Source organism: Paenibacillus tepidiphilus (genome assembly GCF_008635795.1).
Lineage (GTDB): Bacteria > Bacillota > Bacilli > Paenibacillales > Paenibacillaceae > Paenibacillus_AQ > Paenibacillus_AQ tepidiphilus.
The window spans coordinates 405,554-429,129 of sequence record NZ_VWRQ01000001.1; the positions used below are offsets into that span (position 1 = coordinate 405,554).

General features: G+C 55.1%; 25 protein-coding genes and 1 tRNA gene. 20 read left to right on the forward strand and 6 right to left on the reverse strand.

Features of this window, described 5'->3' with window-relative positions; translation table 11 throughout:
• Nucleotides 1-36: 36 nt before the first annotated feature.
• Together F1379_RS01800 and F1379_RS01805 are read right to left on the reverse strand one after the other, a co-directional pair.
• Entirely contained in the window at nucleotides 37-666 is a 630-nt protein-coding gene (locus F1379_RS01800) for a hypothetical protein (protein ID WP_150265674.1), read from the reverse strand.
• Between the two features lie 36 nt (nucleotides 667-702).
• Nucleotides 703-900, reverse strand: coding sequence for an XRE family transcriptional regulator (locus tag F1379_RS01805; RefSeq protein ID WP_150265676.1), 198 nt, complete (start codon nucleotides 898-900; stop codon nucleotides 703-705).
• A gap of 143 nt (nucleotides 901-1,043) precedes the next feature.
• On the opposite strand from F1379_RS01805, the gene F1379_RS01810 reads away from it, so the two are divergent.
• On the forward strand, nucleotides 1,044-1,412 hold the full coding sequence (locus F1379_RS01810; RefSeq protein WP_150265678.1) for a helix-turn-helix domain-containing protein: 369 nt from the start codon (nucleotides 1,044-1,046) through the stop codon (nucleotides 1,410-1,412).
• 82 nt (nucleotides 1,413-1,494) lie between these two features.
• Nucleotides 1,495-1,577 (forward strand) — tRNA-Leu (locus tag F1379_RS01815).
• Nucleotides 1,578-1,688: 111 nt separating this feature from the next.
• Here F1379_RS01815 and F1379_RS01820 read toward each other — a convergent pair.
• From F1379_RS01820 to F1379_RS01830, 3 genes are all read right to left on the reverse strand, one after another.
• Nucleotides 1,689-2,336 (reverse strand): GyrI-like domain-containing protein, encoded by a 648-nt coding sequence (locus F1379_RS01820; protein ID WP_150265681.1) that lies wholly within the window; start codon nucleotides 2,334-2,336, stop codon nucleotides 1,689-1,691.
• A gap of 87 nt (nucleotides 2,337-2,423) precedes the next feature.
• Nucleotides 2,424-3,707: a helix-turn-helix domain-containing protein gene (locus tag F1379_RS01825; protein WP_150265683.1), complete on the reverse strand. Its 1,284-nt coding sequence runs from the start codon at nucleotides 3,705-3,707 to the stop codon at nucleotides 2,424-2,426.
• Between the two features lie 140 nt (nucleotides 3,708-3,847).
• Nucleotides 3,848-4,327: a glutathione peroxidase gene (locus F1379_RS01830; RefSeq protein ID WP_150265685.1), complete on the reverse strand. Its 480-nt coding sequence runs from the start codon at nucleotides 4,325-4,327 to the stop codon at nucleotides 3,848-3,850.
• A 175-nt stretch (nucleotides 4,328-4,502) separates the two neighbouring features.
• Here F1379_RS01830 and F1379_RS01835 point away from each other — a divergent pair, with 175 nt between their 5' ends.
• The 13 genes from F1379_RS01835 to F1379_RS01895 all read left to right on the forward strand — a co-directional run bounded on the left by F1379_RS01835 (nucleotide 4,503) and on the right by F1379_RS01895 (nucleotide 16,701).
• Nucleotides 4,503-4,922 carry an organic hydroperoxide resistance protein gene (locus F1379_RS01835; protein ID WP_150265687.1) on the forward strand — a complete coding sequence of 140 codons (420 nt, stop codon included), beginning with the start codon at nucleotides 4,503-4,505 and terminating at the stop codon, nucleotides 4,920-4,922.
• 190 nt (nucleotides 4,923-5,112) lie between these two features.
• Entirely contained in the window at nucleotides 5,113-5,391 is a 279-nt protein-coding gene (locus F1379_RS01840) for a hypothetical protein (protein WP_150265689.1), read from the forward strand.
• Between the two features lie 107 nt (nucleotides 5,392-5,498).
• Nucleotides 5,499-5,915, forward strand: coding sequence for a thiol-disulfide oxidoreductase DCC family protein (locus F1379_RS01845; RefSeq protein ID WP_150265691.1), 417 nt, complete (start codon nucleotides 5,499-5,501; stop codon nucleotides 5,913-5,915).
• Nucleotides 5,916-6,064: 149 nt separating this feature from the next.
• The gene (locus F1379_RS01850) at nucleotides 6,065-7,234 is read left to right on the forward strand and encodes a P-loop NTPase family protein (RefSeq protein WP_150265693.1); all 1,170 of its coding nucleotides are present in this window, start codon (nucleotides 6,065-6,067) and stop codon (nucleotides 7,232-7,234) included.
• The gene (locus tag F1379_RS01855) at nucleotides 7,231-8,496 is read left to right on the forward strand and encodes a TadA family conjugal transfer-associated ATPase (RefSeq protein WP_150265695.1); all 1,266 of its coding nucleotides are present in this window, start codon (nucleotides 7,231-7,233) and stop codon (nucleotides 8,494-8,496) included. The genes F1379_RS01850 and F1379_RS01855 overlap by 4 nt, the downstream gene beginning before the upstream one ends.
• Nucleotides 8,493-9,344, forward strand: coding sequence for a type II secretion system F family protein (locus tag F1379_RS01860; protein ID WP_150265697.1), 852 nt, complete (start codon nucleotides 8,493-8,495; stop codon nucleotides 9,342-9,344). The genes F1379_RS01855 and F1379_RS01860 overlap by 4 nt, the downstream gene beginning before the upstream one ends.
• 15 nt (nucleotides 9,345-9,359) lie before the next feature.
• Nucleotides 9,360-10,232: a type II secretion system F family protein gene (locus F1379_RS01865; RefSeq protein ID WP_420850467.1), complete on the forward strand. Its 873-nt coding sequence runs from the start codon at nucleotides 9,360-9,362 to the stop codon at nucleotides 10,230-10,232.
• A 13-nt stretch (nucleotides 10,233-10,245) separates the two neighbouring features.
• Complete coding sequence (locus F1379_RS01870) at nucleotides 10,246-10,434, forward strand: Flp1 family type IVb pilin (RefSeq protein WP_150265699.1); 189 nt, start codon at nucleotides 10,246-10,248, stop codon at nucleotides 10,432-10,434.
• Nucleotides 10,431-11,093, forward strand: a complete 663-nt coding sequence (locus tag F1379_RS01875; RefSeq protein ID WP_150265702.1) for a TadE family protein — start codon at nucleotides 10,431-10,433, stop codon at nucleotides 11,091-11,093. Before F1379_RS01870 ends, F1379_RS01875 begins: the two co-directional genes overlap by 4 nt.
• Nucleotides 11,094-11,168: 75 nt before the next feature.
• Nucleotides 11,169-13,409, forward strand: coding sequence for a hypothetical protein (locus tag F1379_RS01880; protein ID WP_150265704.1), 2,241 nt, complete (start codon nucleotides 11,169-11,171; stop codon nucleotides 13,407-13,409).
• Between the two features lie 13 nt (nucleotides 13,410-13,422).
• Complete coding sequence (locus F1379_RS01885) at nucleotides 13,423-14,451, forward strand: TadE/TadG family type IV pilus assembly protein (protein ID WP_150265706.1); 1,029 nt, start codon at nucleotides 13,423-13,425, stop codon at nucleotides 14,449-14,451.
• Nucleotides 14,448-14,957: an A24 family peptidase gene (locus tag F1379_RS01890; protein ID WP_150265708.1), complete on the forward strand. Its 510-nt coding sequence runs from the start codon at nucleotides 14,448-14,450 to the stop codon at nucleotides 14,955-14,957. The genes F1379_RS01885 and F1379_RS01890 overlap by 4 nt, the downstream gene beginning before the upstream one ends.
• A gap of 19 nt (nucleotides 14,958-14,976) precedes the next feature.
• Entirely contained in the window at nucleotides 14,977-16,701 is a 1,725-nt protein-coding gene (locus F1379_RS01895; protein WP_150265710.1) for a DUF6382 domain-containing protein, read from the forward strand.
• 13 nt (nucleotides 16,702-16,714) lie between these two features.
• Here F1379_RS01895 and F1379_RS01900 read toward each other — a convergent pair whose 3' ends face one another.
• Complete coding sequence (locus tag F1379_RS01900; RefSeq protein WP_150265713.1) at nucleotides 16,715-17,617, reverse strand: TIGR01777 family oxidoreductase; 903 nt, start codon at nucleotides 17,615-17,617, stop codon at nucleotides 16,715-16,717.
• 212 nt (nucleotides 17,618-17,829) lie between these two features.
• On the opposite strand from F1379_RS01900, the gene F1379_RS01905 reads away from it, so the two are divergent.
• The 5 genes from F1379_RS01905 to F1379_RS01925 all read left to right on the forward strand — a co-directional run bounded on the left by F1379_RS01905 (nucleotide 17,830) and on the right by F1379_RS01925 (nucleotide 23,565).
• Nucleotides 17,830-18,957, forward strand: a complete 1,128-nt coding sequence (locus F1379_RS01905) for a deoxyribonuclease IV (RefSeq protein WP_150265715.1) — start codon at nucleotides 17,830-17,832, stop codon at nucleotides 18,955-18,957.
• 47 nt (nucleotides 18,958-19,004) lie between these two features.
• A complete protein-coding gene (gene purU / locus F1379_RS01910) occupies nucleotides 19,005-19,901 on the forward strand; it encodes a formyltetrahydrofolate deformylase (RefSeq protein ID WP_150265717.1) in 897 nt (298 codons plus the stop codon).
• A gap of 239 nt (nucleotides 19,902-20,140) precedes the next feature.
• The gene (locus F1379_RS01915) at nucleotides 20,141-21,034 is read left to right on the forward strand and encodes a hypothetical protein (protein WP_150265719.1); all 894 of its coding nucleotides are present in this window, start codon (nucleotides 20,141-20,143) and stop codon (nucleotides 21,032-21,034) included.
• A gap of 27 nt (nucleotides 21,035-21,061) precedes the next feature.
• Nucleotides 21,062-22,126 (forward strand): P-loop NTPase family protein, encoded by a 1,065-nt coding sequence (locus F1379_RS01920; protein ID WP_150265721.1) that lies wholly within the window; start codon nucleotides 21,062-21,064, stop codon nucleotides 22,124-22,126.
• Nucleotides 22,123-23,565: a P-loop NTPase family protein gene (locus F1379_RS01925; RefSeq protein WP_150265723.1), complete on the forward strand. Its 1,443-nt coding sequence runs from the start codon at nucleotides 22,123-22,125 to the stop codon at nucleotides 23,563-23,565. Before F1379_RS01920 ends, F1379_RS01925 begins: the two co-directional genes overlap by 4 nt.
• The last annotated feature ends 11 nt before the right edge of the window (nucleotides 23,566-23,576 follow it).

Consider the following 23,576-nt stretch of genomic DNA (forward strand, 5'->3'; position numbering starts at 1 on the left):
GTATTCTCTTTGACTTGCTGTTATTGGGCACTGCCCTTATTTCGAGAAGGCTCCTGCATACCGGGGATACAATTGGCGAATACAGTCCGGACAGATATCATGGGTGAATTGGAGAGATAGCTCCTTCTGCAAAAAGTGTTCCATCGTCACCCACTCCTCCCGGCGATTGCGGATGGATTTGCAGGAGGCGCAGATGGGAATAAGACGGGCTGCGGACGGACGGTAAGAATGTATCCGTGCATGCTCCGGCTGCTGGCCGGAGCTGGCCGCTCCCAGATCCTCCAGCGAGAGAATAAAGCTTCGAACTGTCTCTGGCTCTGCGGTTCCGGCCAGCAGTGGAAATGCTTCAAGGCGGAAATACCGGGTGTTCAGGCTGCTGCATTTCAGCTCCAGATGGGCGACGGCAACCAGACGTAGATCCTGCAGAAGAGGCTGCAGGGCATCGGCAACACCGGCAGGACCGGATGGATCGGCAGTCCAGGCGTGCAATAACCCCGAATAGTGCTGCCCAATCCATAGTTTGGCAGAGGGTAAGCCGTAATAACGGCTGAAGTCCTGCAGACTCTCGCCCGTGTGTAGAACCATTCCTGAATCGTCAATAACCAGTGCGTGATGCGGCAGTGCAGCAATAGAACGGATAAGGGATGCAGAGATCGGGATAGGCAATGGTTATCGCTCCTTGGATCTTGCAGAATAATAAAGCTAATACGGCGGGAGATTGAGCAGCTCCGAGATTTGCCTGCGGTAGCGTTCAGCCTTGCGGGTGCCGTGGATCAGATTGGAGAGCCGGTATTGAGGAATTCCGTATAATTCACAGAATTTCTTCTGGTCCAGCTGAAGTTCCGTCAGCCGCTGCTTGATTGCCCAGCCGTAAGGGGTTACAGGACGTTTGCTGTTCAAAGGTTTCACCTCTTATCGGTAATCCTGTCATGTGGTATAATGATTCTGCTAATAATAGCTAATTATATACTTTTTTACGTCATTTTACAATAAAAATTACTTTATTGCGCCATTTTTTATTCTCAGCGGAGGGATGTTGGCTGATGTCGTCGATTTATGAGCGGATTGAATACCTTATTAAACAAAAGGGAATGACCAAGAAGGCGTTTTGCGAACAATTGAATATCAGCACCGGCAATATGGGTGACTGGAAACGCGGCAAGTCGACGCCCGGTACACATAAACTGATTGAGATCGGTGCCTTTTTCCATGTCAGTCTGGATTGGCTGATCCTGGGCAAAACCGCCGCCGAAATGGTCCGCGAGAACGGCGGAGCGTATTTTCCTGCGCCAATACGGCAATTGAATGGCCACAAGGAAGAGTTGCAGCCGGAAGAAACGAAATTTATTGAGGAGTATATTGAATTTACCCGCTATCGCAGGCTGAAGGACAAGGAGATAAACCCTGAATAAAGGGTCTTTACTTTTTGTCACGTCAGAGTTATAATATTGAATGTTGCCCTCAAATGATGATTACCTTTGAAGCAGTCACCGCGCGGTAGTGGTGGAATGGCAGACACGCTATCTTGAGGGGGTAGTGGGCGTACGCTCGTGGAGGTTCGAGTCCTCTCTACCGCATAATTGTTCTACAGCGAAAGACCCTTGCTCAGCAAGGGCCTTTTCTATTTTTCACATTGGACAGCAACAAAGCCGCCTTCTCCTCCGAAGGCGGCTTTACTGCGTGATGCGTTATTTTTGGACTACAGGAACACATAAATGCGCTCTGAACCGTTCGTCATTGGGCCCGGATTCCTCGGTAAAGTTGATAAAGAATACGCCTTCTTCATTGAAGCGGTAGTCCGAGGCCGGCAGCCACTCCTGCTGGATATAGTTCCATGTATTGAAGTAGGCTTCACCGGGAGCGCCTTTCGCTACAAAAATGGCGTATTTGGAAGGAGGGTAGGTCCGGCTTGCCAATCCTTCTGGAATCGTGCCGCAATCATCGACTTCCACAGCCAGGAAGAAATTGCTGTTCCAGGCGCTCGCTTCCCAAAGCTGCGGAACCTCCCGGCATTCTTCAAAGATTCCCAGATAGCAGCCGCTGGCCTGCACCTTGCCGGGGATGGAGTCAAATTTGCCGTCAATATTGAAGTCGCCGAAGACATGACTCCAAAGGTCGGGATAAGGCTCTCCGTCTGCGTCGGCATTATGCCAGCCGATGGTCTGCAGATCGGGCAGATCCAGCAGATAAGGTGCTTCTCCGCCGATGGAATCCGTCCGCAGGGGTTCATCCTTGTGCAGCTGCTGGCGGATGAGTTCAATGACGCGCGGGCGCAGCTTGGGGGCGAAGCTTTCGGCATGTTGTGCCGGGTTGATTTGTCGCAAAGGTTCGGACATAAGTGGGGGTTCCTCCTTAACATCGACTAATTGTCGTTTGCAATACTTCCATTATAGATAGGATTTAAGGATGGCGATTGTCCGTTCTTAACAGCTTGCCTCCGTGACAGGAATGCAGATCTGCATGCCGGACTCTGTATAGCTTGCGTTGACGGTATAGAGGGCAAAGGGCTCGCCGCATTGAACAAAGGGGCTTTCCTCCCGCAGCCAGCGGCTCATCACTTCGACAAGTCTTCCGTAGTCTCCGTGGCTTTCCGTGTCCATTACGGCATGAAGACCGCCTGCCAGCTGCTCTATGGACAGACCGCCACCGGCAGGGGGACTACACGCAGTAGGCGGAAATGTGGCACCGCACCGGTATTCATCGTTTCCGATCTGAATCAATACAACGCCGGGCGGCTCCCCGCCCGCATGCCTGATCCATTCCAGCAGCTGCATGGAGGCTTGTTCCTCAGCTCCGGCACCTGCCGCACAAGACATGATATAGCGCTGTTCCTTTAATACGGAAATGCTGATCAGGTAGCTGCTTTGTTTTTTGACGAGCGGCAAGCTCAGGCGGAGTTCCTTTACGTTACCGGAATTGCCGATCAGAAATTCCTCATAACAATGCTCTCCCGAGAGTGCGAACATACTGGTGGCCAGCCATCGGCTGTACAGTTCATTCCAGGCGCTGTAAATGCCGCTGTCCCACGGTACGCTAAGTAATGCAAACTCTCCGCCCGCAAGCTCTCCAGGGATAATGGAGTGATAACCCGCCTGCACCAAAGCGCTGCGCCAGAACTCAGGGGCATTGGTCTGAATGAACAGGCTGTAGGAAGTGGGGGCGGCATGAGCATTGTTCAGGTGGGTAATTCCAAATATCCGGAAATGCTCTCCCAGGTGCCGGGCGTACAGGATTGCCGGCTGGAGTGCGCAAATGGCTTGATGCTCAATATGGTCCGTTGCAGAGGTGTATATTCCGGTTATCCCGCAAAGATTCCGCTGACTCAGAACCTTGACATGGCCCGAAGCAAGCGGAACGGTAAGTGAGACCGGCGGAAAGGTGAAGTAGACGGGACTGCGCCTGTACTCCATGGGGGTCATGCCGATGATTTTTCTAAACACCTTAGAGAAGGAGGGCAGAGAGTCAAAGCCGTTGTCCAGGGCAATTTCGGTAATGCTGAGGCCGGAGGTTTTGATTTGGAGGCAGGCGCTGCTGATTCGCCTTTTGCGGATATAGTCTTTGACGCTGTGTCCGGAGACCCGGTAAAATTCCCGGTACAGCTGCATCAAGGAAACAAAGCCGCTCCGGGCAATGTCAACCAGATCAATCTCCTCGCATAAATGGTCTTCGATATAGTCAAAGGCTTGCTTGAGGTAAGCTTTCTCCATCCGCGTCCCTCCTCCAGAAATTCCCTTCCTTGAATACTGATATTCCCTAAATCCAATCTATTTCCCTGTTTGCAGCCAAAAAAAACTCCCCGGTGCGGCGCAGTGCCGTACAGAGGAGCCCGGGGACGTTAAGAATTTAATTAATCCAGCAGCTTGTCAATCTCCGCTTCGATCTGTTCAGGCGTCGTTTGCGGGGCAAACCGCTTCAGGACGCGGCCGTCCTGGTCGACCAGAAATTTGGTGAAATTCCATTTGACGCTCTTGGAGCCCAGGACACCGGGCGCTTCCTTCGTCAAATATTTAAACAGCGGATGAGCGTTGTCGCCTTTAACTTCTACCTTGTCGTACATAGGGAAGGTTACCCCGTAGTTAAGCTCGCAGAATTCGGCGATTTCCTCGCTGTCCCCGGGCTCTTGGCCGGCAAACTGGTTGCTCGGAAACCCCAGCACCTCAAAACCACGGTCCTTGAATTTATTGTAGACTTCCTGGAGACCCTTGTATTGGGGCGTAAATCCGCACTTGCTGGCCGTATTGACGACGAGCAGTACCTTGCCTTGGTACTTGGACAGGGATTCTTGCTCACCGCGCAGCGTCTTGGCTTCGTAATCGTACACGCTCATAGTAACGATGCCTCCCATCTTTAATTTAACACAATTTAATTTTACACCAATTATTTAGGGATGCAAGTCACAAGCTTGTGACAAAGGGAACCGGATGCCGGTCCGTTTCAAATGCTGCGGGCGGTTTAAAAGTAGGGTGTGCGTCTAAATAATCTTTTTAAAGGAGAGATTGACGATGAAAGCACTATATACAGCTTCAGCTACAGTGCATGGTGGACGGGAAGGCAGGGTGGAATCCTCGGACGGCGTTCTGAAGCATGAGCTGAAAATGCCTAAGGAGCTTGGCGGTACGGGAGGAGCCGGAACGAATCCGGAGCAGCTGTTCGCGGCTGGCTATGGAGCTTGCTATGAGAGTGCGCTGGCCAACATCGCCCGCAAAGAGGGCGTGAAGCTGCAGGATGTGGAAGTCGTCTCGAACGTGTCCATCGGCAAGGATGAGAGCGACGGGGGCTTCCGGCTGGCCGTGCGGCTCGATATCAAGCTGCCGGGAATTGAACGGGCGCAGGCACAGGAGCTGGCGGAGAAAGCCCACGCCTTTTGTCCATATTCCAAGGCAACCCGGGGCAATATCGAAGTGGAGCTTAATGTCCTCTAAAGGGTGACCCTGCGGCGGATGAAATCCGGGAAAGATGGCGATTTCGAGGCGAAAACGGAAGGAAAGACAAGGATTGGCAGGAATACCGTGGCTTTGGTTGACATCACCCCCAAAATTCTTTAATATGTCTAAGTGTCTCTTATGCCGTGAATACGTTTAATATAAAAATTTAAATAAATGGGTGATGAAGATGTCTTACAGACCGCAAATTACGAATGTAACCAAAGCCAGCAGCAACGATAAGGAAGGGTTGTACGAATTCATTATCAAGCTTGCGGATGGAACGCAGTGCCGCGCGTTCTATAACCGGTTTCCGGAATGGAAGATGACCAACATCAGCCGCCTGCTTAAGACTCCGTGCCCGGTTTGCCGTAAGGATTTCATCTGCAAATGCATGGAAGCCTTCACGCCTGAATTCGAAGGACAAATGATCGGGGATCAATGGATCGACAAGGCAATTGCCGAATAGTACGGACAGATAGAAACACTGAACGCGCGGGAGCAATCCCGCGTTTTTTGTTGTATAGTCCACCTTGGGGCATACTGATAGCATAGGTATGGAAGGAGGTGTGCAGCATGAGCGAAGGTAACCGTGAGAAAGGTCAGACGGTGGTGCTGATTGATGGCGTATGCCATTTATGCCAAGGAATTGTGCGCTTTATCATTCCCCGCGATCCGCGGCGCCGTATCCGGTTCGCTGCCCTGCAGTGCGAGGCGGGACAAGAGCTGCTGAAAGCGGGCGGGCTGCCCGGGAATGAGCTGAGTTCGGTGGTTGTGGTGGAGGACGGCGTATACTACAGGGAATCGGCCGCAGTGCTGCGGATTGCCCGCAGGCTGCGTTTTCCCTGGCCCATGGCCTATGTCTTCATTCTGATTCCGCCGCCGCTGCGCAATGCCCTATACAGAATGGTGGCCAGAAACAGGTACCGCTGGTTCGGCCGCGATGAGCAGTGTCTCATGCCAACGCCGGAAATCAGGAACAGATTCTTGTAATAAAAAACTATTGCTGTGCGCTTATATATATGCTACTATAGCTGTAAATTATAGGAACAACGACGGAAGCACCGTCTGATAGCCGTATACCGGTTATTGGGCGGTGCTTTTTTTGTTGTCTTGATTTGAAATGAAAGGAGTGATAGGCCATGGGGGCGATGATTGCACTGGCGGTGCGCGAGAGCGCATATATCGAGCCGCTGCTGCATTACGTTCATACCAGTGAATACGGCGATGTCCTGCGGATTGCAGCGTTTAGCCGGAAGGATACCTTTATGGAATTTATGAAAGGGGAGGAGCAACCCGATGCGGTTATCGGCGACACCGCCTTCATTGAATCCTGGCTGGTAGAGGGGAAAGGGGGTGTCCCGTGGGCCGTACTCAGCGAGTCTGGCAGCGGGCTGCCGCGCAGCGCGGGAGCCTTGGCCGGCGGACAGAGCATAGCCAAGTATCAGTCGCTGCCTGCGCTGCTGGAAGCCATGCTGCAGTTCTGCCAGGTCAAGCGTTCCAGGCTGCAGGCGGCTGCCAGAGACGAGCCGCTGCTGCTGGGCATTGCTTCCGCCGGCGGAAGCAGCGGCAAGACAACCGTTGCCCTGAATATGGTGAAGCTGCTCGGTGAGATGGGATTATCCGTCTTTTATCTGAACCTGGAGAGCGTTGACAGCAGCGGCCTTGTCCTGAGGATGCCCAGTGGAGGAACCGCCGGACTGGAGCGGTTATTGTACGAGCTTAAGGTCCGGGGTGAAGAGGGGGAGAAGCGTCATGGAAATGGGCCTGAGCCGGCTGCTTATGCGATCAGACATGAAGCGCTGCGGGCCGATGCCTTCCGGCCCGTGGAGAACCTGAATGAAATGCTGCAGCTGACCCGTCCCGATACGCTTGATTTGCTGGGATGTCTCACCGGAAACGGCGGATATGATGTGGTCATTGCAGATACCGGCGCTATTGAAGAAGAGCGGACCCGGGCAGTGCTGGAGCGCTGTGGCCTGCTGCTCTGGGTGCTAAGCGGTGATGAAGGGAATATCTACAAGACTTCCCGGTGGCTTGCCCATTGCGGCCTGCCGCATTCCGGGATGCCCCAAGGCATCGCAGAGAAGAGCCGGTTCGTGCTGAACGGCGCTGCGGATTCTGCTTCGGTGGAAGCTGTGTCGGGCGTGGTCCGGCTCGATGGGGTTCTGCCATACATACCTTCCTGGGATATGCCTCATCCGGGAGAGCTGCGTCTGAACGCACCGCCATTTCTGGCGGGAGTGAAGCGGCTGTGTATGGATCTCATAGAACCGGCTCTGCCGAGAGTGTTCACCGGGAGCGCACAATGAACGAGGAACTGTTCCGGCAGCTGCGCAGCGATATCCGCAGCGGCCTGGATGTAACGTCTGCGGTAGGCAATGCAGAGTTAACCGCTTATATTAAACGGACGATTCTTGAGCGCAATGACCTGCGTTATTTGACCGCTCAGGAGAAGCATGAACTGGTGAAGAAGCTGTTTGATTCCTTCAGGGGGCTCGATGTGCTGCAGCCGCTGGTCGACAATCCGAAGATTACGGAGATCATGATCAACAGCCATGAGGAGATTTTTGTGGAAGAGGATGGGGAAATTCGCCGCCTGCCGCAGGGGTTTGAATCCAGAAGCCGGCTGGAGGATATTATCCAGACGGTGGTGTCCGGTGTGAACCGCGTGGTTAACGACGCTTCTCCGATCGTCGATGCGCGTCTGAAGGACGGCTCACGCGTGAACATCGTGCTGCCCCCGGTGGCGCTGAAGGGACCGGCGATGACCATCCGGAAATTCCCGGAAACCCCGATGACCATGGACGAGCTGGTCCGGCGCCAAGCGGTCAGCCCGGAGGCGGCGGAGCTGCTGCAAATTCTGGTGGCGGCCAAGTATAACATTTTTATCAGCGGCGGGACCGGCTCGGGCAAGACTACCTTTCTGAACGCCCTCTCGCAGTATATCCCCCCGCAGGAGCGGGTGATTACTGTCGAGGACTCTGCTGAGCTGCAGATCGTTACCGTACCGAATCTGGTCTCCCTGGAGACGCGCAATGCCAACACGGAGGGGCGCGGTGAAATTACGATCCGTGATCTGATCCGCTCCTCGCTGCGGATGCGGCCGAACCGCATTGTGGTCGGCGAGGTCCGGGGTGCAGAATGTCTGGACATGCTGCAGGCGATGAATACCGGCCATGACGGCTCCCTCAGCACCGGCCACTCCAACAGCGCCCGTGATATGCTGAGCCGTCTGGAGACGATGGCGCTGTCGGCTGCCGATCTGCCGATTCCGGTGGTCCGCCAGCAGATTGGCTCCGCTATTGATATCTTTGTGCATTTGTCCAGACTCCGGGACCGTTCGCGCCGGGTGGTGGAAATCTGTGAGGTAGCCGGCCTGAGCAACGGGGACGTGCTGCTTAATCCATTATATGAATTCAAAGAGATGGAAGAGCGGGGAGGCAAGGTCTGCGGCGGGCTTGTTCCGTGCGGTAATCCGCTGCTGCATACGGACAAGCTGAAGCTCGCAGGCATCGGGGCCTATCCTCTGGCTCATTATGAACCCGGCTCAGAAAGGGGGATAGGAACATGATTCAATGGCAAAGGAAGCGGGGGGAGCAGCGAGAGAGCGGGTCTGGGCGCCTGAGGACAGTTCAGCGGCCGACGGAAGCAGAGACAGGAGCCGGCGGCAAAGCGCCGCTGCCTGATTATACCGTGTACCACTTGGCCCCTGTAACCAGAGGCTTGGCCATTGCTGCCGGCTCGCTGCTGCTGTACGGCGTGGGTTATCTTTTTTATCATAATCCGGTTCTGTCCCTGCTGCTCGCTCCCGGCGGGCTCTATGCACCGCGTCTGCTGCGGGATTACCTGCAGAAGCGAAGGCGTTCGGCGCTGAATCTGCAGTTTAAGCAAACGCTGTTCTCGCTCTCTTCCTCGCTTTCAGCCGGCCGCTCAGTGGAGAATGCCTTCCGCGAGGCCGTAGAGGATTTGCGGATGCTCGACCCGGAAGGGGGCGGTGACATGATCTTTGAGCTGAATATCATCTGTGCTCGGATGGAATTCGGCCAGCCGGTGGAGGAGGCGCTGCAGGATTTCAGCAGACGGGCCGGATTGGAGGAGGTGGCGCGGTTCGCGGATGTGTTCTCCGTCTGCAAGCGGACCGGCGGCGATCTGGTCGAGGTGGTGCGGCGGACCTCAAGCATCATCGGAGAGAAACTGGACATGCAGCAGGATATTGCCGTCAGCATCGCCCAGAAGAAATTCGAAGCCAAGGCGCTGCTCATTGCCCCGCTTGCCATGGTGCTGTTTATGAGCCTTGCCGCCGGAGACTATATGGAGCCTATGTATACGGGAGCAGGGATTGCGATATCCACGCTGGCACTGATCGGCCTTGGCCTTTGCTATATCTGGACCACCAAAATTATGGATATTCCGCTATAGAGAGGAGGTGTGAATTTGATTTGGGGATGCGGCATTCTGCTCTGCGCCTGCACCGCCCTGTGGCTGCTGCTGCGGGTGAACTGCGGAGACCGCTATGCCGGCCTGCGCACTATCCCGATGGAGGGCCTGCGCCTGCGCCAGCTGACGGAACCGTTCTTGCTGCTGCTGGAGAGGGGGAGGCTCGGCAGCTATATCCCCTCCCTGCGGCTGAGAATCCAGCGTTCCCTGCAGCAGCTCTACGGCGTGCGGTACAGTGCAGAGCGGACGCTGCTCTTCCTAGGGGAGATGCTGGGCTACAGCTGGCTGCTGCTCGCAGCCGGAAGCGCTTTGACCTTGATCAGCAGGGAGATAGCCGGCATCCTGCTGGGCGCAGTGCTTGCTCTGCTTCTGCCGGCTGCGCTGGCCCGGGATCTTCACAAGAAGGTGCGGCTGCGGGAGCAGCAGATTCTTATGGAGCTGCCGGAGCTGCTGAACAGTATCGTGCTGCTGGTCGGGGCCGGCGAGAATGTGCAGCGGGCCATTGTCCGCTGCATCGGCAGCCGCAATGGAGATTACACTCATCCGCTGTACAAAGAGTTGTTTATGATGACCGTGGAGTGGGAAGGGGGCTACTCCTTTCAGCAGGCCTTTGAGAATTTCAGCAAACGCTGTGCAGTACAGGAGGTGTCGCTGTTTACAACAGCGGTGCTGCTTAATTACCGCAGGGGCGGAAGTGACTTTGTGCTGGCGCTGCGCGACCTATCCCGCGTTCTCTGGGAGAAGCGCAAGGCCATTAGCCGGACCCGCGGCGAGCAGGCCTCCGCGAAGCTTGTGTTTCCGATGGTGGTTATTTTTCTGATTGTAATCGTGCTGGTGGGCACACCGGCAATCATGATGCTAAAAATGTAGGGGGATGAAGCGGATGATGACGCTGATTAAGGAAGGCGCAGTACGGTTGTGGAAGGAAGACGAGGGGCTGGGCACACTCGAGATGATTATGATCATCGCGGTGCTTATAGCCGTTGTGCTCGTCTTCAGGGAAGAGATTGTGAAAGTGGTCAAAGCGCTTATCTCGACTGCCGGCAGCAAGAGCCAGGAAGTCTTTGAATGATGAACACGGGTGATGACGAAGGGAGCTTTACCATAGAGGCCTCGATGCTGCTGCCGATTCTCATGGGCATCACACTACTGCTGCTCTTCTTCGGTCTTTACACCTATCAACGGTCGATGCTGCTTCAGGTAGCCTCTCTGGCCTCGGAACGCACCGCATACGATTGGGACAACAGCCATAAAGCGGTGGACGGTTCCTTCGCTTCGGGAGAGTACGATTCCCTATATTGGAGACTGACGGAGGATCATCTGGTCTCCTCGTTATTCGGTCTGGGAAGCGGGACAAACGGGGTAATGGCTGTGCTGCCAGTCTCGGATGAAACGGGTGACCTGCCAATGGTGAAGCTTCGGCAAGGGACGGCAGCCGTTCCGACCAATATGTCCGGAAAGATTGAGTATAATTACGGACTTACCGGAAGGTCAGTAGAGGTGCGTTTGCAGCGGATGCTGAATTTGCCGGTGCTGGATGGGCTGCTATCGGATGATGCAAATCCGGAGGCTGCTGCACGGTCAGTGGTGGCCGTACCGGCCGAATTCATCCGGACTGTAGAGCTGATGCGCTATTATGGGGCTAAATTTCAGAGAAGTTCACAGCCGGACTCCACGGGAACCGCTATGGACAAGCAGGAGGCAGGCCAGATGCTGTCCAAGCTGCATTAGCATAAGGACGCAATACAAAGCTGGCCTGCGGCTGCCATGAAGGCCGCTGTCAGGCAACAAGGAGGCGTGGCGCTATTGCAGATACCTGGCGCAAACGGGCGATCTGGCCGGAGGAAGCGGACAGAGGGCTCCGTATCCATTTTTCTGATCTCGGCACTGGCCTTTATCTTCCTGTTTACTGCTGTGCTGATCGATTACGCGCGGATTGCCGCCGCGAACGTACAGGAGGAACGCCTTGCCAGAGCAGCCGTGCGCTCAGTAATGTCTTCTTTTGACAATGAGCTGTATAGCCGCTACGGATTGTTTACCTTTGGTGCAGATAACGGAGATGAACTGCTGGCAGAGGTGCTGAACGGGAATCTCTATGAAAGCGGACGGGGGGATGGCTTTAATCTGCTGCCGGTCAAACTGGATTCCTCCGCGCTGGCCTTTAGCCGGCCCATAGGTACATATGCTGTTTTTCGCAGGGGGATTATGGAGGAAATGAAATATAAGGCTCCCGTAGATTTTGCGCTTGAGCTGGCCCGGAAGTTCAAACCGCTCGGGGAGGCGATGGGAGAAGCGTCCCGCGCTACCCAAGTACTGGTCAAGCTCCAGCCTCTATACGATGAGCGCGAAGCGGCACTGGATGAAATGGTCGAGCGCCGGAAGCAGGCGGCGGAGAGCGGGAGGGCGCTGCAAGCGCTGATTATGAGCCCTCCCGCGGGTGACATCGGGAGCCGCCCGGTAGGAAGCATCTCGAGCGCTGCCGATATTGTCGCCATGCACAGCGACTATGCAAGCAAATATTATTCCGATTTATACCGGAAGCCGGATACCCCAAGCCAATACTGGGAAGCGATTAATCTGTATGTAAACCAAACGGCTGCCGTATTGGGGCAAATTCCCGGGTTATCCGCTGCTTTTGAGGCAGAACACGAACGTCTGCTGGCCGAGGCGACAGCGGCGTACAAGCGGGCGGTAGAACTGAATCAGCAAATGACAATGCTTCTGGAGCAATCCAGGAACAGCGCGGCAGCGGGGACGGTGAATTCCGGACAGAGCTGGGACATTCCTGGGAACACAGGGGAAATCAGTGCCGACCCGATTCGCCAAATCCGCGGGCAGGAGGATCAGCTGATCCTGACAGCGGCTGAGCTTAATAATATCCACAGCTATTTATCCGCTCAGTCCGCCAAGAGGCTCTCGATTAGTCCGGCGTTGGCGGCTTTGCCGCAGGCGCTCTCGGGTGCGGCAAGCGTAAATGCCGACCTGTCCTTGATGTATCAAGCTGTGCTGCAGGCCTCCAATTCTCTGGGCAGTTATATCACAGCGTATGGGAATGGAGGGACGGTGATTACACCGGAAGCAGACCAGATCGCGTCCCGGCGGACTGCCGACGCCCAGCGCAAACAATCGGAGCAGCAGGCCAAGGCCAAGCTCGGTGATGCGGCGCAGCTGCTGAACCGGATTCGGGCGCTGGGAGATTCTGCAGGGCAGGCGATGAAACGCTTCGGCACCCTGAATCAGTATTATCAGGAGATCGTGGCCTTAAATGAAGAAACGGGCAGCTCAGGGGGAGCGGGGAATGAGGTTTCGCCTGACCCTTACGCGATGGGGAGCTCTTCCATGGATAAAGCAGACGGGCTGTACAGTGCCATCGGCAGCATTATGGAGGGAGCCAGGGACAGATTATATCAAGGCGAGTATGCCGCCCTGTATTTCCCGCACTTGGATATCTCGAAGCTTACCTTGATAACCTCTGGAGCCCCGCCTGTGTCTTCAGGCGAAGGGCTTGTGCAGCAGCTTGACCCGCACGCCCAGGAGCTGGAGTACATTCTGTACGGGTTTCATAATCCGGCGGGTAATGTGGCGGCTGCATTCGGCGAGATTTTTGCGCTGCGGCTGGCTATCCGGACTATGGAGGGCTTTGTGGAGAATGCGAAGCTGGGCAATCCTTTGGCTATATTGGCGGCGGCGCTGCTGTACGGTGCACAGCAGGCCCTGCAGGATATGGCGCTGCTCTGCAAGAACGGTGAGATTCCGCTCAGCAAATATGTGCAGACTGAACTGGGCTACCGGGATTACCTGCGGCTGTTCATGGTTCTGCACGGCGGAGGGGAAGCCGAACTGGCCCGGATGCTTGCGCTGGTCCGGTTGAATACAGGCCTCAATCCCGCAAGCAAGTATACTTATGCTTCTGTGAAGATTGTTATGGGATTGCGGCTATGGTTCTTACCGGGTGTCGTGCAGATGGTGAACGCCGGCGTAGGACTACCCGGCAATGTGCGGGATAAGGTCTATTACAAGGAAGTACGGGCGGATTATGCTTATTAGAGAGGTGAGGCCGATGGGGTGGCGGCAGGAAAAGCGCTGCAGCAGAAGTGAGGGGAGTATGGTAGTTGAGGCGGCAATGGTGCTGCCCGTCTTTCTGCTGTTCGTGCTGTTCCTGATCTTTATTATACAGATGACCCTGTACTCTACCGCGCTGCAGAGCACCGCTTCCGACACGGTAAAGACGATCGCGGCCCACATGTATCCCGCTGCCCTGGCGATGGAGAGCCATGAAGCCAAGAATGCCGGTACCGGGGGAGCTGGCGCAGGAGCTGCCGGCAGTTCGGGGAATACAGGGGAGCCTTCAGCCGGCCCTTATAGTATCCCCCGCCTGTCTTTGGAGCAATGGAGCGCCGGTTTTGCCGATACTTTGCCGAGCCCCTTGGACAAGTGGGTCGATGCGGCTGTCCGGCGGGGTGAGGCTCCGCTGCAGCAGCTGCAGGCAGAGGCTTCGGAGTCCGCGCTTGATCTGGCCGTCAAGCCTTTATTGAAGCCGTATCTTTCTTCGGATTGGCTGGATTATGAGCGCATCCACGTCTCCAATGTGACCCTTCCCAATTTGAAGGGAGAAGGCGAAGCCGCCCCATATTTCGGGCTGGTCGTCAGCTATACGCTGCCGATGAAGGTGCCCTTTTTAAATCAAAAAATTGTGCTGGAGGCAAGCGCCACAGAGCGTGTGTGGATCGGCGATACCGGCAGTACGAAGAGCGGTAGCGCAGGCGGGGAGGCGACGCCTCAAAGCTCCATAGTCGTTCTGGAAAAGCCTGACCCGGGTATAGCTAACCGTCAAGGCAGGATCAGGGTGAAGGTTCCGCCGAATGCGCGGGCCAACCTGTCCATTTTTTATAAAAGCGGGCAAAGCACAGCTAAATATCTGGGGTGGAAGCAAGCGGATGATCAAGGGTATATCGAATGGGATTGGAAGATAGGTGTGAATACGACGCCGGGCTCATGGCCGTTTGTGGTGCAATTGGAGGACGGGACGACTTTAGAAGCGGTCTTTACGGTAGTGAAGCAGGGCAAGGAAAAGGAGAAGCTGGTATGACACAATGGTTGTTCTGGGGGGCTATGCCGTTTCTGGCGGCAGCATTCGTAACGGATCTAAGACATATGCGGATACCGAACGCCTTGTCATTGGCTATGCTGGGTACCGGGCTGTTATTTCAGATACTGTTTGCGGGCTGGCATGGATTTTTGTTTGCGGCATACGGTACGGGGACCGGGTTTCTGGTGCTGTTGATTTTATATCTGATGAGGGCTGTAGGGGCCGGCGATGTGAAGCTCTTTGCGGCAATCGGGTCATGGATCGGGGCGCTCTCCACCCTGCAGCTGCTGATGTATTCCGTCTTTATTGGTGCGCTCATTGGCTGGGTCATTGTGCTCGTCAGACGGGAAACGGGTAAGCGGCTTCGCGGCATGCTGGGCAGAGGCGCATGTCTTCTGCTTCACGGCGGGCAAGGACAGCTTGCCGCAGGAAGCGGAGACATGCTGAAGTTTCCTTTTATGCTGGCGGTGATTCCCGCGTACATCTGTACCTATATTTATATATAGCTGGGGGGAGGTAGGAGACATGTTTGGCCTTAGCTGTGATTTTATTCAGCAGGATGGTATAACGATGCTGCTCGGCCGGCAAGACGGATTGTCCGGCGGGGAGATTAATCCGGTGCAAGCCCGTATGCTGATGAACAGTGATATCCCGCATCATCTGCGGCTGCAGCTGCGTGAAATGGATCTGCAGATCACGCTGGCATATGCTGTAGGCCGCCGCAGGATGCTCAGCCACCTGCTCGTAGGCGAGAAATTCAGCATGATGGATTTTTTCGGTTTACTGCTGCAAATTGCCGGAGCCATGGAGGAAGGACGGCTGTACATGCTGCGCCCGGAGCAGTATGCGTTGCATGAGGATTACATTTTTGTGGATGGACCGCTGAAAGGCGGCAAGATCTATCTCACTTGCCTTCCTCTGCAGCCCGGAAATGATGTTCCGGTTGCCGGAGAGCGGCTTAAGGCTTTGATGATGGTTCTGCTGCCTGCTGTAACAGAGCTTGCCGGAAGCGGTGTGCAGAAATTGCTGCATTACTGTGCGGCCGAAGATTTTACACCCTCCGGACTGAAGCGACTGCTCTCGGAATTGCTGACCGGTGAAGATCTTCTGCAGCCGACCCGTGATACGCCGCCCCAGGATGCTGGAATAGCACGGCCTTATACGAAATATGAGGCAGAGGCGGGAAGAGACTCCCGGCAAACAATTGAGGGCTCATTCCGTGTCCGGGAGGCTGCCGCCCTCCGCCAGCCGCAGCATTCGCAGCAGCCTTCATCCGAATTTCAGACTCAGAGCCCGCAGATCCGGGGGGAGGAAGAACGTTACCCTAAGCTTCGAATGAAAGCTGAACCGCCTGGGACTGACCGGCCGCTTCCCCAAATGCCCGAAGAGCCGGTTCAATTATCCGCATACAGGACTTATGTAGTGCTGGGAAGTATTTTATTGGGTGCTCTGGCATGGAAGCTGCTCTATATCAGTCATCCAACCACGCTTCTGTTGGGAATTTGTACCCTGGTAACATTGCTGCTGGCAGCAATAAGCTGGCTGGTATGGAGCGGGAAAATTACAGTCGGAGGAGAAATTCCCGGACCAGCCGGAACGGAAGATGAAGAAGCTGGAGTGCCGGCGGGATGGGGGACAGGGGTGGGAAACGGGATGGGTCTGAGGCGGGAGCCGGAGCTGGTGTGGGATTTTGGCCGTGATTTGGCAGCAGCAGGCATCGGTACGCTTCCTGCTTCGGTTCCTGCTTCGGTGCCTGCCAAGCCGGAACCGGAACTGCAGCAGCCGGCCTTCAAGAACTATAGGCTAAGCACATATGAGCCGGCCGGCAGCAACCCGGAGCAAGGGAGCCTGGTGTCTGAGCCGCCTCCTGCCGCTGATACAGTCCTGCTGTCACATACAGACGCTGCCGGCGGTGACCGGGAGGCGAAGCGGGGTTCACGGGCGGCGCCTTATCTCGAGCGGATTCAAGAGGATGGACAAGGCGCGGTAGAGACAATTGAGCTGAACCGCAGCAGCTTTATTATCGGGCGGTCCTCGGAGGTTGCCCAATATGTCGAGAAATCCGAAGGAGCTTCCAGAGTGCATGCTGAAATATCCCGCGGCCCGGCGGGTTATGTGCTGAAGGATCTGGATTCTCGCAACGGTACGCTCTATCAGGGGGAAGCGATGGTTCCGTATAAAGAGTACCCTTTATCAGACGGAACGGTCTTCAGCATAGTCAAAGGCCGTTACACCTTTCGTTTGGCGTAAGCGGACTTTGAAATTATTCCGCTTTGAGCTGCTCCAGCGCGGAATGCAAAGTGGCATAAGTGAAGGTGAACCCGTGTTCCAGTGCTTTGGCCGGGATGACCCGCTGTCCCAGCAGCAGAATTTCCGACATTTCACCCAGGAGCGTTTTCAGCGCTACTGCGGGGAGTGTAAACCAGTGAGGCCGGTGGAAGACGCTGCCGATCGTTCTTCCGAAATCGTCGTTTCGCACAGGATGGGGGGCTGTAGCATTGACGGGGCCTTCGATCAGCGGATTGTGGACACAGTGATCGATCAGTCTGACCATATCGCGGATATGGATCCACGACAGCCATTGCTTGCCGCTGCCCATTCTGCCGCCGACCCCCAGCATATAGGGCAGCTTCAACTTGGGAAAGGCACCGCTGCCGTTGCCCAGCACGATACCGGTCCGCAGCTTGACCAGCCGGATATCCCGGTAAGCTTCGTCGGCGCTTGCTTCCCAAGCCTGAACTACTTGCGACGGAAAATCGCTCACGGTTGAGGGTGAGGCTTCATCGAAGACGGCTTCGAGGGAAGTGCCGTAAATGGCGACAGCAGAGGCTTGTACGATTACCGCCGGCTTGTGCTCCAGCGCGCTGAGTGCCTTCGCGGCACGGCCGACGGTTTGCAGCCGGGAGGAGAGGATCGCCTGTTTGCCACCTGGGCTCCAGCGCTGGCTGAGCGAAGCCCCGGCCAGGTTAACCAATGCGTCTGCGCCTTCAATAAGCGCGGGCTGGGCGTCCAGGTCATCCCAGGAATAATAGCTCAGACCCATGCGCTCAGATGTATGACTGGGCTTGCGGCGTCCGACTACAATAATTTGATGGCCGGCAGCCAGCCAATATTCAGTCAGCTCGCGCCCGATGAAGCCGCTGCCTCCGAAGATCACGTATCTCATACCGTCGTGCTCCTTTCCTGATTCAATGTGTTGGACTGGACATATCCGAACCGGTCAATGACGATAATCATATGCACTCTATAATCTTTAAAGTATAACCGCTTTTCCATTCTTTTGCGAAGCGGAGGACTGGCGTTAGGGGCTTGCCTAGATTTCTTCTCCCGATCACGGTAGAATAAGGGTTAATTCGTGAAGGAAAGAGGGATAAAGGCATGCTGAAAATAGGTTCACATGTGTCCTGCGCGGACAAGGGTCTGCTGAGCGCAGCCAATGAGGCCAATGAATATGGTTCCAGTTCGTTTATGATATATACGGGTGCGCCCCAGAATACGCGGCGCAAGCCGATTGAGGCCATGTTCCCCGATGAAGGCAAGGCGACGATGAAAGCAAATGGGGTAGAAGAGATTGTGGTTCACGCCCCCTACATCATCAACCTGGGCTCCTACAAGAATCATACCTATCAGCTGGCGGTTGACTTTCTCCAGGAGGAAATCCGCCGGACGCATGCGCTGGACGTGAAGCATATTGTGCTCCATCCGGGAGCGTATACCGACAAGGATGCCGAATACGGTGTCCAGCGGATTGCCGACGGGCTTAACGAAGTGCTCGGAGGGACGAATGAGACGGAAGTACACATCGCCCTGGAGACCATGGCCGGCAAGGGTACCGAAATCGGGCGCAACTTTGAGGAAATTGCCTCAATCATTGATAAAGTCGTACATAATGAGCGGCTGTCGATTTGCCTGGACACCTGCCATATCCACGATGCCGGGTACGATATTGTTGGCGATTTGGATGGCGTTCTGCGCAAGTTTGATGAGATTATCGGTCTTAAACGGCTGGGTGTAGTCCATATCAATGACAGCAAGAACCCTTGCGGGGCGGGCAAAGACCGGCATACGCCAATCGGCACCGGCTGGATCGGCTATGAGACGATCAGCAAGGTTGTTCATCACGAGCTGCTGCAAGGCCTGCCTTTTATTCTGGAAACTCCGTGGATCGGTAAGGATGCCAAGACGGTGCGTCCGATGTACGAAGTGGAGATTGCCCTGCTGCGCGGCAGTGTAGCCGAACGTTTTGGCCCGAAATTCCTGGAGGATGTGGAAGCCCTGCACAGCTTCTTTGCCAAACAGGAGATTGAAGGCCGTCAGTATGTGCTTGATGTATGGCAGCTGCTCAAGAACGATGCCAAGGCCAAGAAGGCAGATCCACGCGAGCCGCTGGAACGGCTCTATGACAATGTGGCAGCCGCGGGCCTCTTCCCGGAACTGAGCGAGGAAGCCTTGAACCAACGGCTGATCGCCTATTTGTCCGGCAAGCAGCTGCTGGTTAACGCTTAAGAATACATCAAGCAATGCGCAAGCAGATGAGAGGATGGACAGCACCTATGGAATTGCATGTGAAGAGAGATCATTCAACAAGCGGACAACACCCCAACCGGGCGCGGATGCTCATATCCTGTCCCGATGGACCGGGAATCGTTGCGGCCGTATCGGATTTTTTGTTCCAGAACGGCGCCAATATCGTACAGTCGGACCAGTATACCATTGATCCCGACGGCGGGATGTTCTTTATGAGAGTCGAGTTTGATCTTCCGGATCTGGCCCGGCGGCTGGAAGAATTGCGTAAAGTCTTCGAAGGGGTAGCGCTGCGCTTCAAGATGGATTGGCAAATCTTCAATGTCAGCCATAAGAAACGGCTGGCGATCTTCGTATCCAAGGAAGACCATTGTCTCGTTGAGCTGCTCTGGCAATGGCAGGCCGGCGATCTGGATGCCGATATTGCCATGGTCGTGAGCAACCACACGGATATGCAGACCTATGTGGAGTCTTTTGGCATACCGTTCCATCATATTCCGGTTACGGCGGAGACGAAGAAGGAAGCGGAAGGGCGGCAGCTTGCGGTCATCGGAAACGATATAGACGTTATTATCCTGGCCCGGTATATGCAGATTATCTCCCCTTCGTTCATTGAGCATTACCGCCACCGGATTATCAATATCCACCATTCGTTCCTTCCGGCGTTTGTCGGCGGCAAGCCTTATGCCCAGGCCTATCAGCGCGGAGTCAAGATCATCGGTGCGACCGCCCATTATGTGACCGAAGAACTCGACGGCGGTCCGATTATCGAACAGGACGTCCAGCGGGTCAGTCATAGCGACGACGTAAACGAGCTCAAGCGCATCGGGCGCACCATAGAGCGGGTCGTGCTTGCCCGTGCCGTCAAATGGCATATCGAGGACCGGATTCTCGTCCATCACAACAAGACCGTAGTATTCAATTAACTTCTCACCGGTGAAAGCCCGCCTTTGCAGCCGTGTCTGACTTTGTGCGGCGGCTTTCACCGACCTTCTTCTTCAGCCGGAGTCGCTTGGGCTCCGCAGTTCCCTCAGGGTTATTTTTGCCTCCCCTATAACTCATAACTTCTCCTATCAGGTAAAAAAAGCATTTTTACCGGCATTTTGGCGACGTAGGCCAAAGTGTGTTTTGTCATGCACAGAAAAGAACGAAAGAAGGGATAAGCTTGGCTTCGCAGCGCGGAACAGTTCTTAAACGCAACTATTTCTTTGCTTTTCTTATCCTGCTGATCGGCTTCGGGGGCCTGCTGGGATATGATCTCTATTTCAAGCCGTATATCCTGTCGCAAACAGTGGTCAAGGTGAAGGCTGGAGCCGGCGGTTATCTGCCGCGGAATTATGTGCTTCAGCCGGGGGACCTGTACCTGGATTCGGTGCAGACCAAGGATGTCCCCTCAGATGCCGTAACTGAGCTTTCCCGGGCCGAGTATAAGATGACCAATACCGATTTGACGGACGGCAGCATTCTTACGGGGGCCTTGGTGGATGTTAGCGATCTGGCCCCGCGGCAGGATGAAGGTATCTTTCCGATTCCCCAGGAAGCGATATATGCCATCAACGGCTCCCTCCGCAGTAAGGACAGGGTGGATATTTATCTCGTGGAAGGGGAATCACGTGATAACCATGCAGCCGGGTACAGCACTGTCGCCGCATCAGGGATGGGGCTGGACGGCAAAGGCGGTGCGCCGGGTATTGCGGCGACAAGCTCAGCACCCCTTAGTCCAGATCCAGCAGGTTCCGACGTGGCGCCTGGCCTGAACGGTTCACAAGCGGCAGGTCCAGCTGCATCAAACCCGGCAGTGATCAGTCCTGCTGGAACAGAGACTGTGCCGCCGGAGGATTCCCGGTCCAATCTGTTTCTGAGCGGGGTCACGGTGAATTATGTACGCTCGGAAGACAACAACGATGTGCTCGACAGTGAGAACGGGAACAACAACAACCGGATTACTTCAACCGGTAAAGTCGCCGCCCCGGAGCTTAAGCTAAAGAAAAGCGAAGGGGAGCAGTTGGGCCAATACCTGGAGCAAGGAATGAAGCTGTGGATAGTACGTGTGCAATAACAGGATTATGGAAGGAGGATGACCAACATGAAATTATTCAGTCTTGGCCTCGACCAGCTGACGGTCAATGAAATCAAGCTTGCCGGATATACCGTTATCACCCAAAATGTGCTGCCTGATCCGCAGCAGACCGAAGGACATCTGCTGATGGTAACCAGCGACCGCGTGTCTGTCGCGGATCTGCATGGGCTCCGCCAGAGTTATCCGGAGACCTCCTTACTGTTTGTTTATCTGCAGAAGGGTGTGCGGGGTTATCAGGCAGTCCATATGCTCTGCGAAAGCCTGGGGATTTGGTTTGTACCGCCCCGTGCCACCTCGTCGGCGATTCTGGACAAGCTGAGGTGCATCCTGGAAGACGAATATGCCCAGCGCCGCAATATCGTCGGATTTTTCGGTTCCGGACCTGGCATCGGGTGCACCAGCATGGCCAGGCTTTTTGCCCGGAGAATTGCCGCCGCCGGATTGCGCGTCATTGTCCTGGGCCTTAATGTCTATGACCCCGGTTATGACCGCAGGACCCCGGTCAGTCTGGACAAGCTGCGGCCGCGTCTGACCGGCAAGATGCTGCATGCCGTAGATATAGAGCGTTTTGTGAAGGTGGAGGGGTATCTTTATCTGCCCGGCAATTGTGATTATTTAAGTGCCCAGGACTATCAAGAGGAGGAAATTGAATATCTGCTGTCGGTGGCCGGAGAGCACGCGGATGTGGTCATTGCCGATTTCGGTTCTATTCCGGAAAGTGCAGCCTGGTATGTGGGAATGCAGCAGTCGGCACTTCATTTACTGGTTAGCCATCCCAAGCATGAATACCGGCTTCAGTCTTTGCTGGAGCTTGCCGGGCATCTGGATCTTGCGCCCCGGGATTTCCAATTGCTCATCAACCGCAGCAATGTCGATGAAATCACTTCTCCCAAAAATATGGCGCAGCGGTTCGGCTGTGAGCTGCTCTTGGAATTGCCGTACTATCAGCCATTTATGGACAGTATGCCGCTGGGCAAAAAGGAGCTGCAGCAGGTTGACGACAAGGTACACGCGATGCTGGTATCGCTTGGACTGGCGCAGGAAGTCCGGAAGAAGGGGATCTTCCAATGATCAAATATTACATGGAAGAGCCGTTTTCCCTGAAACGGAGCGTGCTGCGTACCAGTAAGCCGGGGCAGGAGGACTTTCAAGCCTTCCTGCAGCGGATGAAGAATGATATGAATGCCGGGCTGGAGCGGGAGAATGAGAGCTACTTCGAGCTCAATGCCAAAGCGCTGATCGGCGATCCGCAGGCTGTCAGCTTTTTCATGAACGAGATTGAGAAATATTTGCGCAAGACACCGTTCACCGGCAAAGTGCCGGAGGCGTACCGCAATGCGGCGGAGGCGCTTTTTCACGAATGGAAGGGGTTTGGGCCGGCCTACCGCTGGTTCACCGACAAGACCTACAGTGAGTCCACTGGGCTGCAGATGATCGGCAGGCAGATTTTCTACAATCACCGGGGGAAATTTGTTCCGTATCCGTACGAAATGCCTTCGCTGGACCGGGTGGAGCAGCTGAAGCGCTCTTTGCTCAAGAGCGACCCTGACAAGAAACTGAACAAAGATAATCCTTCGGTAGAATTTAAAATGGATGACCCGCTGTGGCCGGGGCGCTTCATCCGTCTGGCGATCTGGGTATCGCCGCGGGTCTGGGAAGGCTTTACCACGATCTCTTTGCGGCGGCAGGTGGTGGAGTTTCTGGATTTGGAGGATCAGGCCGGAACGGAGTGTATTCCCGCCGAGTCGATTGAGATGATTCGCGCCCTTACGGGCACGTTCCGTAATTCGATTATTGCCGGGGCCGTAGGCTCGGGCAAGACCACGTTTGCCAATACCATTGTCGGTGAGCAACTGCTCGGTTCCGATTCCTGCATGGGAGTGGTGATGATCGAGAAGCATCCGGAGTCGATTTTGCCGTACCAGATCAAAGGCCACCGGATTATTCCGATCCAGGCTGCCAATGAAGAATTGATGGAAGTAGGGGTGGAGTCGCTGCGCCACGATCCGAACATCCTCTACATGACGGAAATGCGTTACAACGAATGGGAGTTTTATTTGTGGAGCGGCGAAAAAGGCTATGACGGCATCACGGGTACCTTTCATACTGTGGATTCGGAGGATATTCCGTACCAGGGGGCTTTTGCCGTATCCACACGGATTGGCGGCAGCCTGAAGGGGCATCTGGTCTCCGCACTGAAGTCATGCGAGCTGGTGTTCATTCTGGAGAGTGTGGGGGAAGGCCGGAAGCGGCTGGTGCGGATTTCCGAGGTGTTCTATGATGTAGACCGTAATTCGGTATTCGCAAACGACCTTATGCGCTGGGAGGAAGAAAGCCGGGGCTGGAGCTACAACAACCAAGTGACAAAAGCGTTAATGCTGAAGATGATCAAGAAAAAGCCGCAGGCGGCGCGGATTCTGCAGGCTGAGCTGGATCGGCTGGCGGCGCACAGACCTATGGTGGCACCGCTTAAGGAAAGCCTAAAGTCAAGAATCGTTCTGAACGAATGAGGAGGCGCTAG

Coding starts and splice junctions, on each gene's coding strand:
- F1379_RS01810 (WP_150265678.1), top strand. CDS start 1,044: ATGTCGTCGATTTATGAGCGGATTGAATACCTTATTAAACAAAAGGGA.
- F1379_RS01820 (WP_150265681.1), bottom strand. CDS start 2,336: ATGTCCGAACCTTTGCGACAAATCAACCCGGCACAACATGCCGAAAGC.
- F1379_RS01825 (WP_150265683.1), bottom strand. CDS start 3,707: ATGGAGAAAGCTTACCTCAAGCAAGCCTTTGACTATATCGAAGACCAT.
- F1379_RS01830 (WP_150265685.1), bottom strand. CDS start 4,327: ATGAGCGTGTACGATTACGAAGCCAAGACGCTGCGCGGTGAGCAAGAA.
- F1379_RS01835 (WP_150265687.1), top strand. CDS start 4,503: ATGAAAGCACTATATACAGCTTCAGCTACAGTGCATGGTGGACGGGAA.
- F1379_RS01840 (WP_150265689.1), top strand. CDS start 5,113: ATGTCTTACAGACCGCAAATTACGAATGTAACCAAAGCCAGCAGCAAC.
- F1379_RS01845 (WP_150265691.1), top strand. CDS start 5,499: ATGAGCGAAGGTAACCGTGAGAAAGGTCAGACGGTGGTGCTGATTGAT.
- F1379_RS01850 (WP_150265693.1), top strand. CDS start 6,065: ATGGGGGCGATGATTGCACTGGCGGTGCGCGAGAGCGCATATATCGAG.
- F1379_RS01855 (WP_150265695.1), top strand. CDS start 7,231: ATGAACGAGGAACTGTTCCGGCAGCTGCGCAGCGATATCCGCAGCGGC.
- F1379_RS01860 (WP_150265697.1), top strand. CDS start 8,493: ATGATTCAATGGCAAAGGAAGCGGGGGGAGCAGCGAGAGAGCGGGTCT.
- F1379_RS01870 (WP_150265699.1), top strand. CDS start 10,246: ATGATGACGCTGATTAAGGAAGGCGCAGTACGGTTGTGGAAGGAAGAC.
- F1379_RS01875 (WP_150265702.1), top strand. CDS start 10,431: ATGATGAACACGGGTGATGACGAAGGGAGCTTTACCATAGAGGCCTCG.
- F1379_RS01885 (WP_150265706.1), top strand. CDS start 13,423: ATGGGGTGGCGGCAGGAAAAGCGCTGCAGCAGAAGTGAGGGGAGTATG.
- F1379_RS01890 (WP_150265708.1), top strand. CDS start 14,448: ATGACACAATGGTTGTTCTGGGGGGCTATGCCGTTTCTGGCGGCAGCA.
- F1379_RS01895 (WP_150265710.1), top strand. CDS start 14,977: ATGTTTGGCCTTAGCTGTGATTTTATTCAGCAGGATGGTATAACGATG.
- F1379_RS01900 (WP_150265713.1), bottom strand. CDS start 17,617: ATGAGATACGTGATCTTCGGAGGCAGCGGCTTCATCGGGCGCGAGCTG.
- F1379_RS01905 (WP_150265715.1), top strand. CDS start 17,830: ATGCTGAAAATAGGTTCACATGTGTCCTGCGCGGACAAGGGTCTGCTG.
- purU (WP_150265717.1), top strand. CDS start 19,005: ATGGAATTGCATGTGAAGAGAGATCATTCAACAAGCGGACAACACCCC.
- F1379_RS01920 (WP_150265721.1), top strand. CDS start 21,062: ATGAAATTATTCAGTCTTGGCCTCGACCAGCTGACGGTCAATGAAATC.
- F1379_RS01925 (WP_150265723.1), top strand. CDS start 22,123: ATGATCAAATATTACATGGAAGAGCCGTTTTCCCTGAAACGGAGCGTG.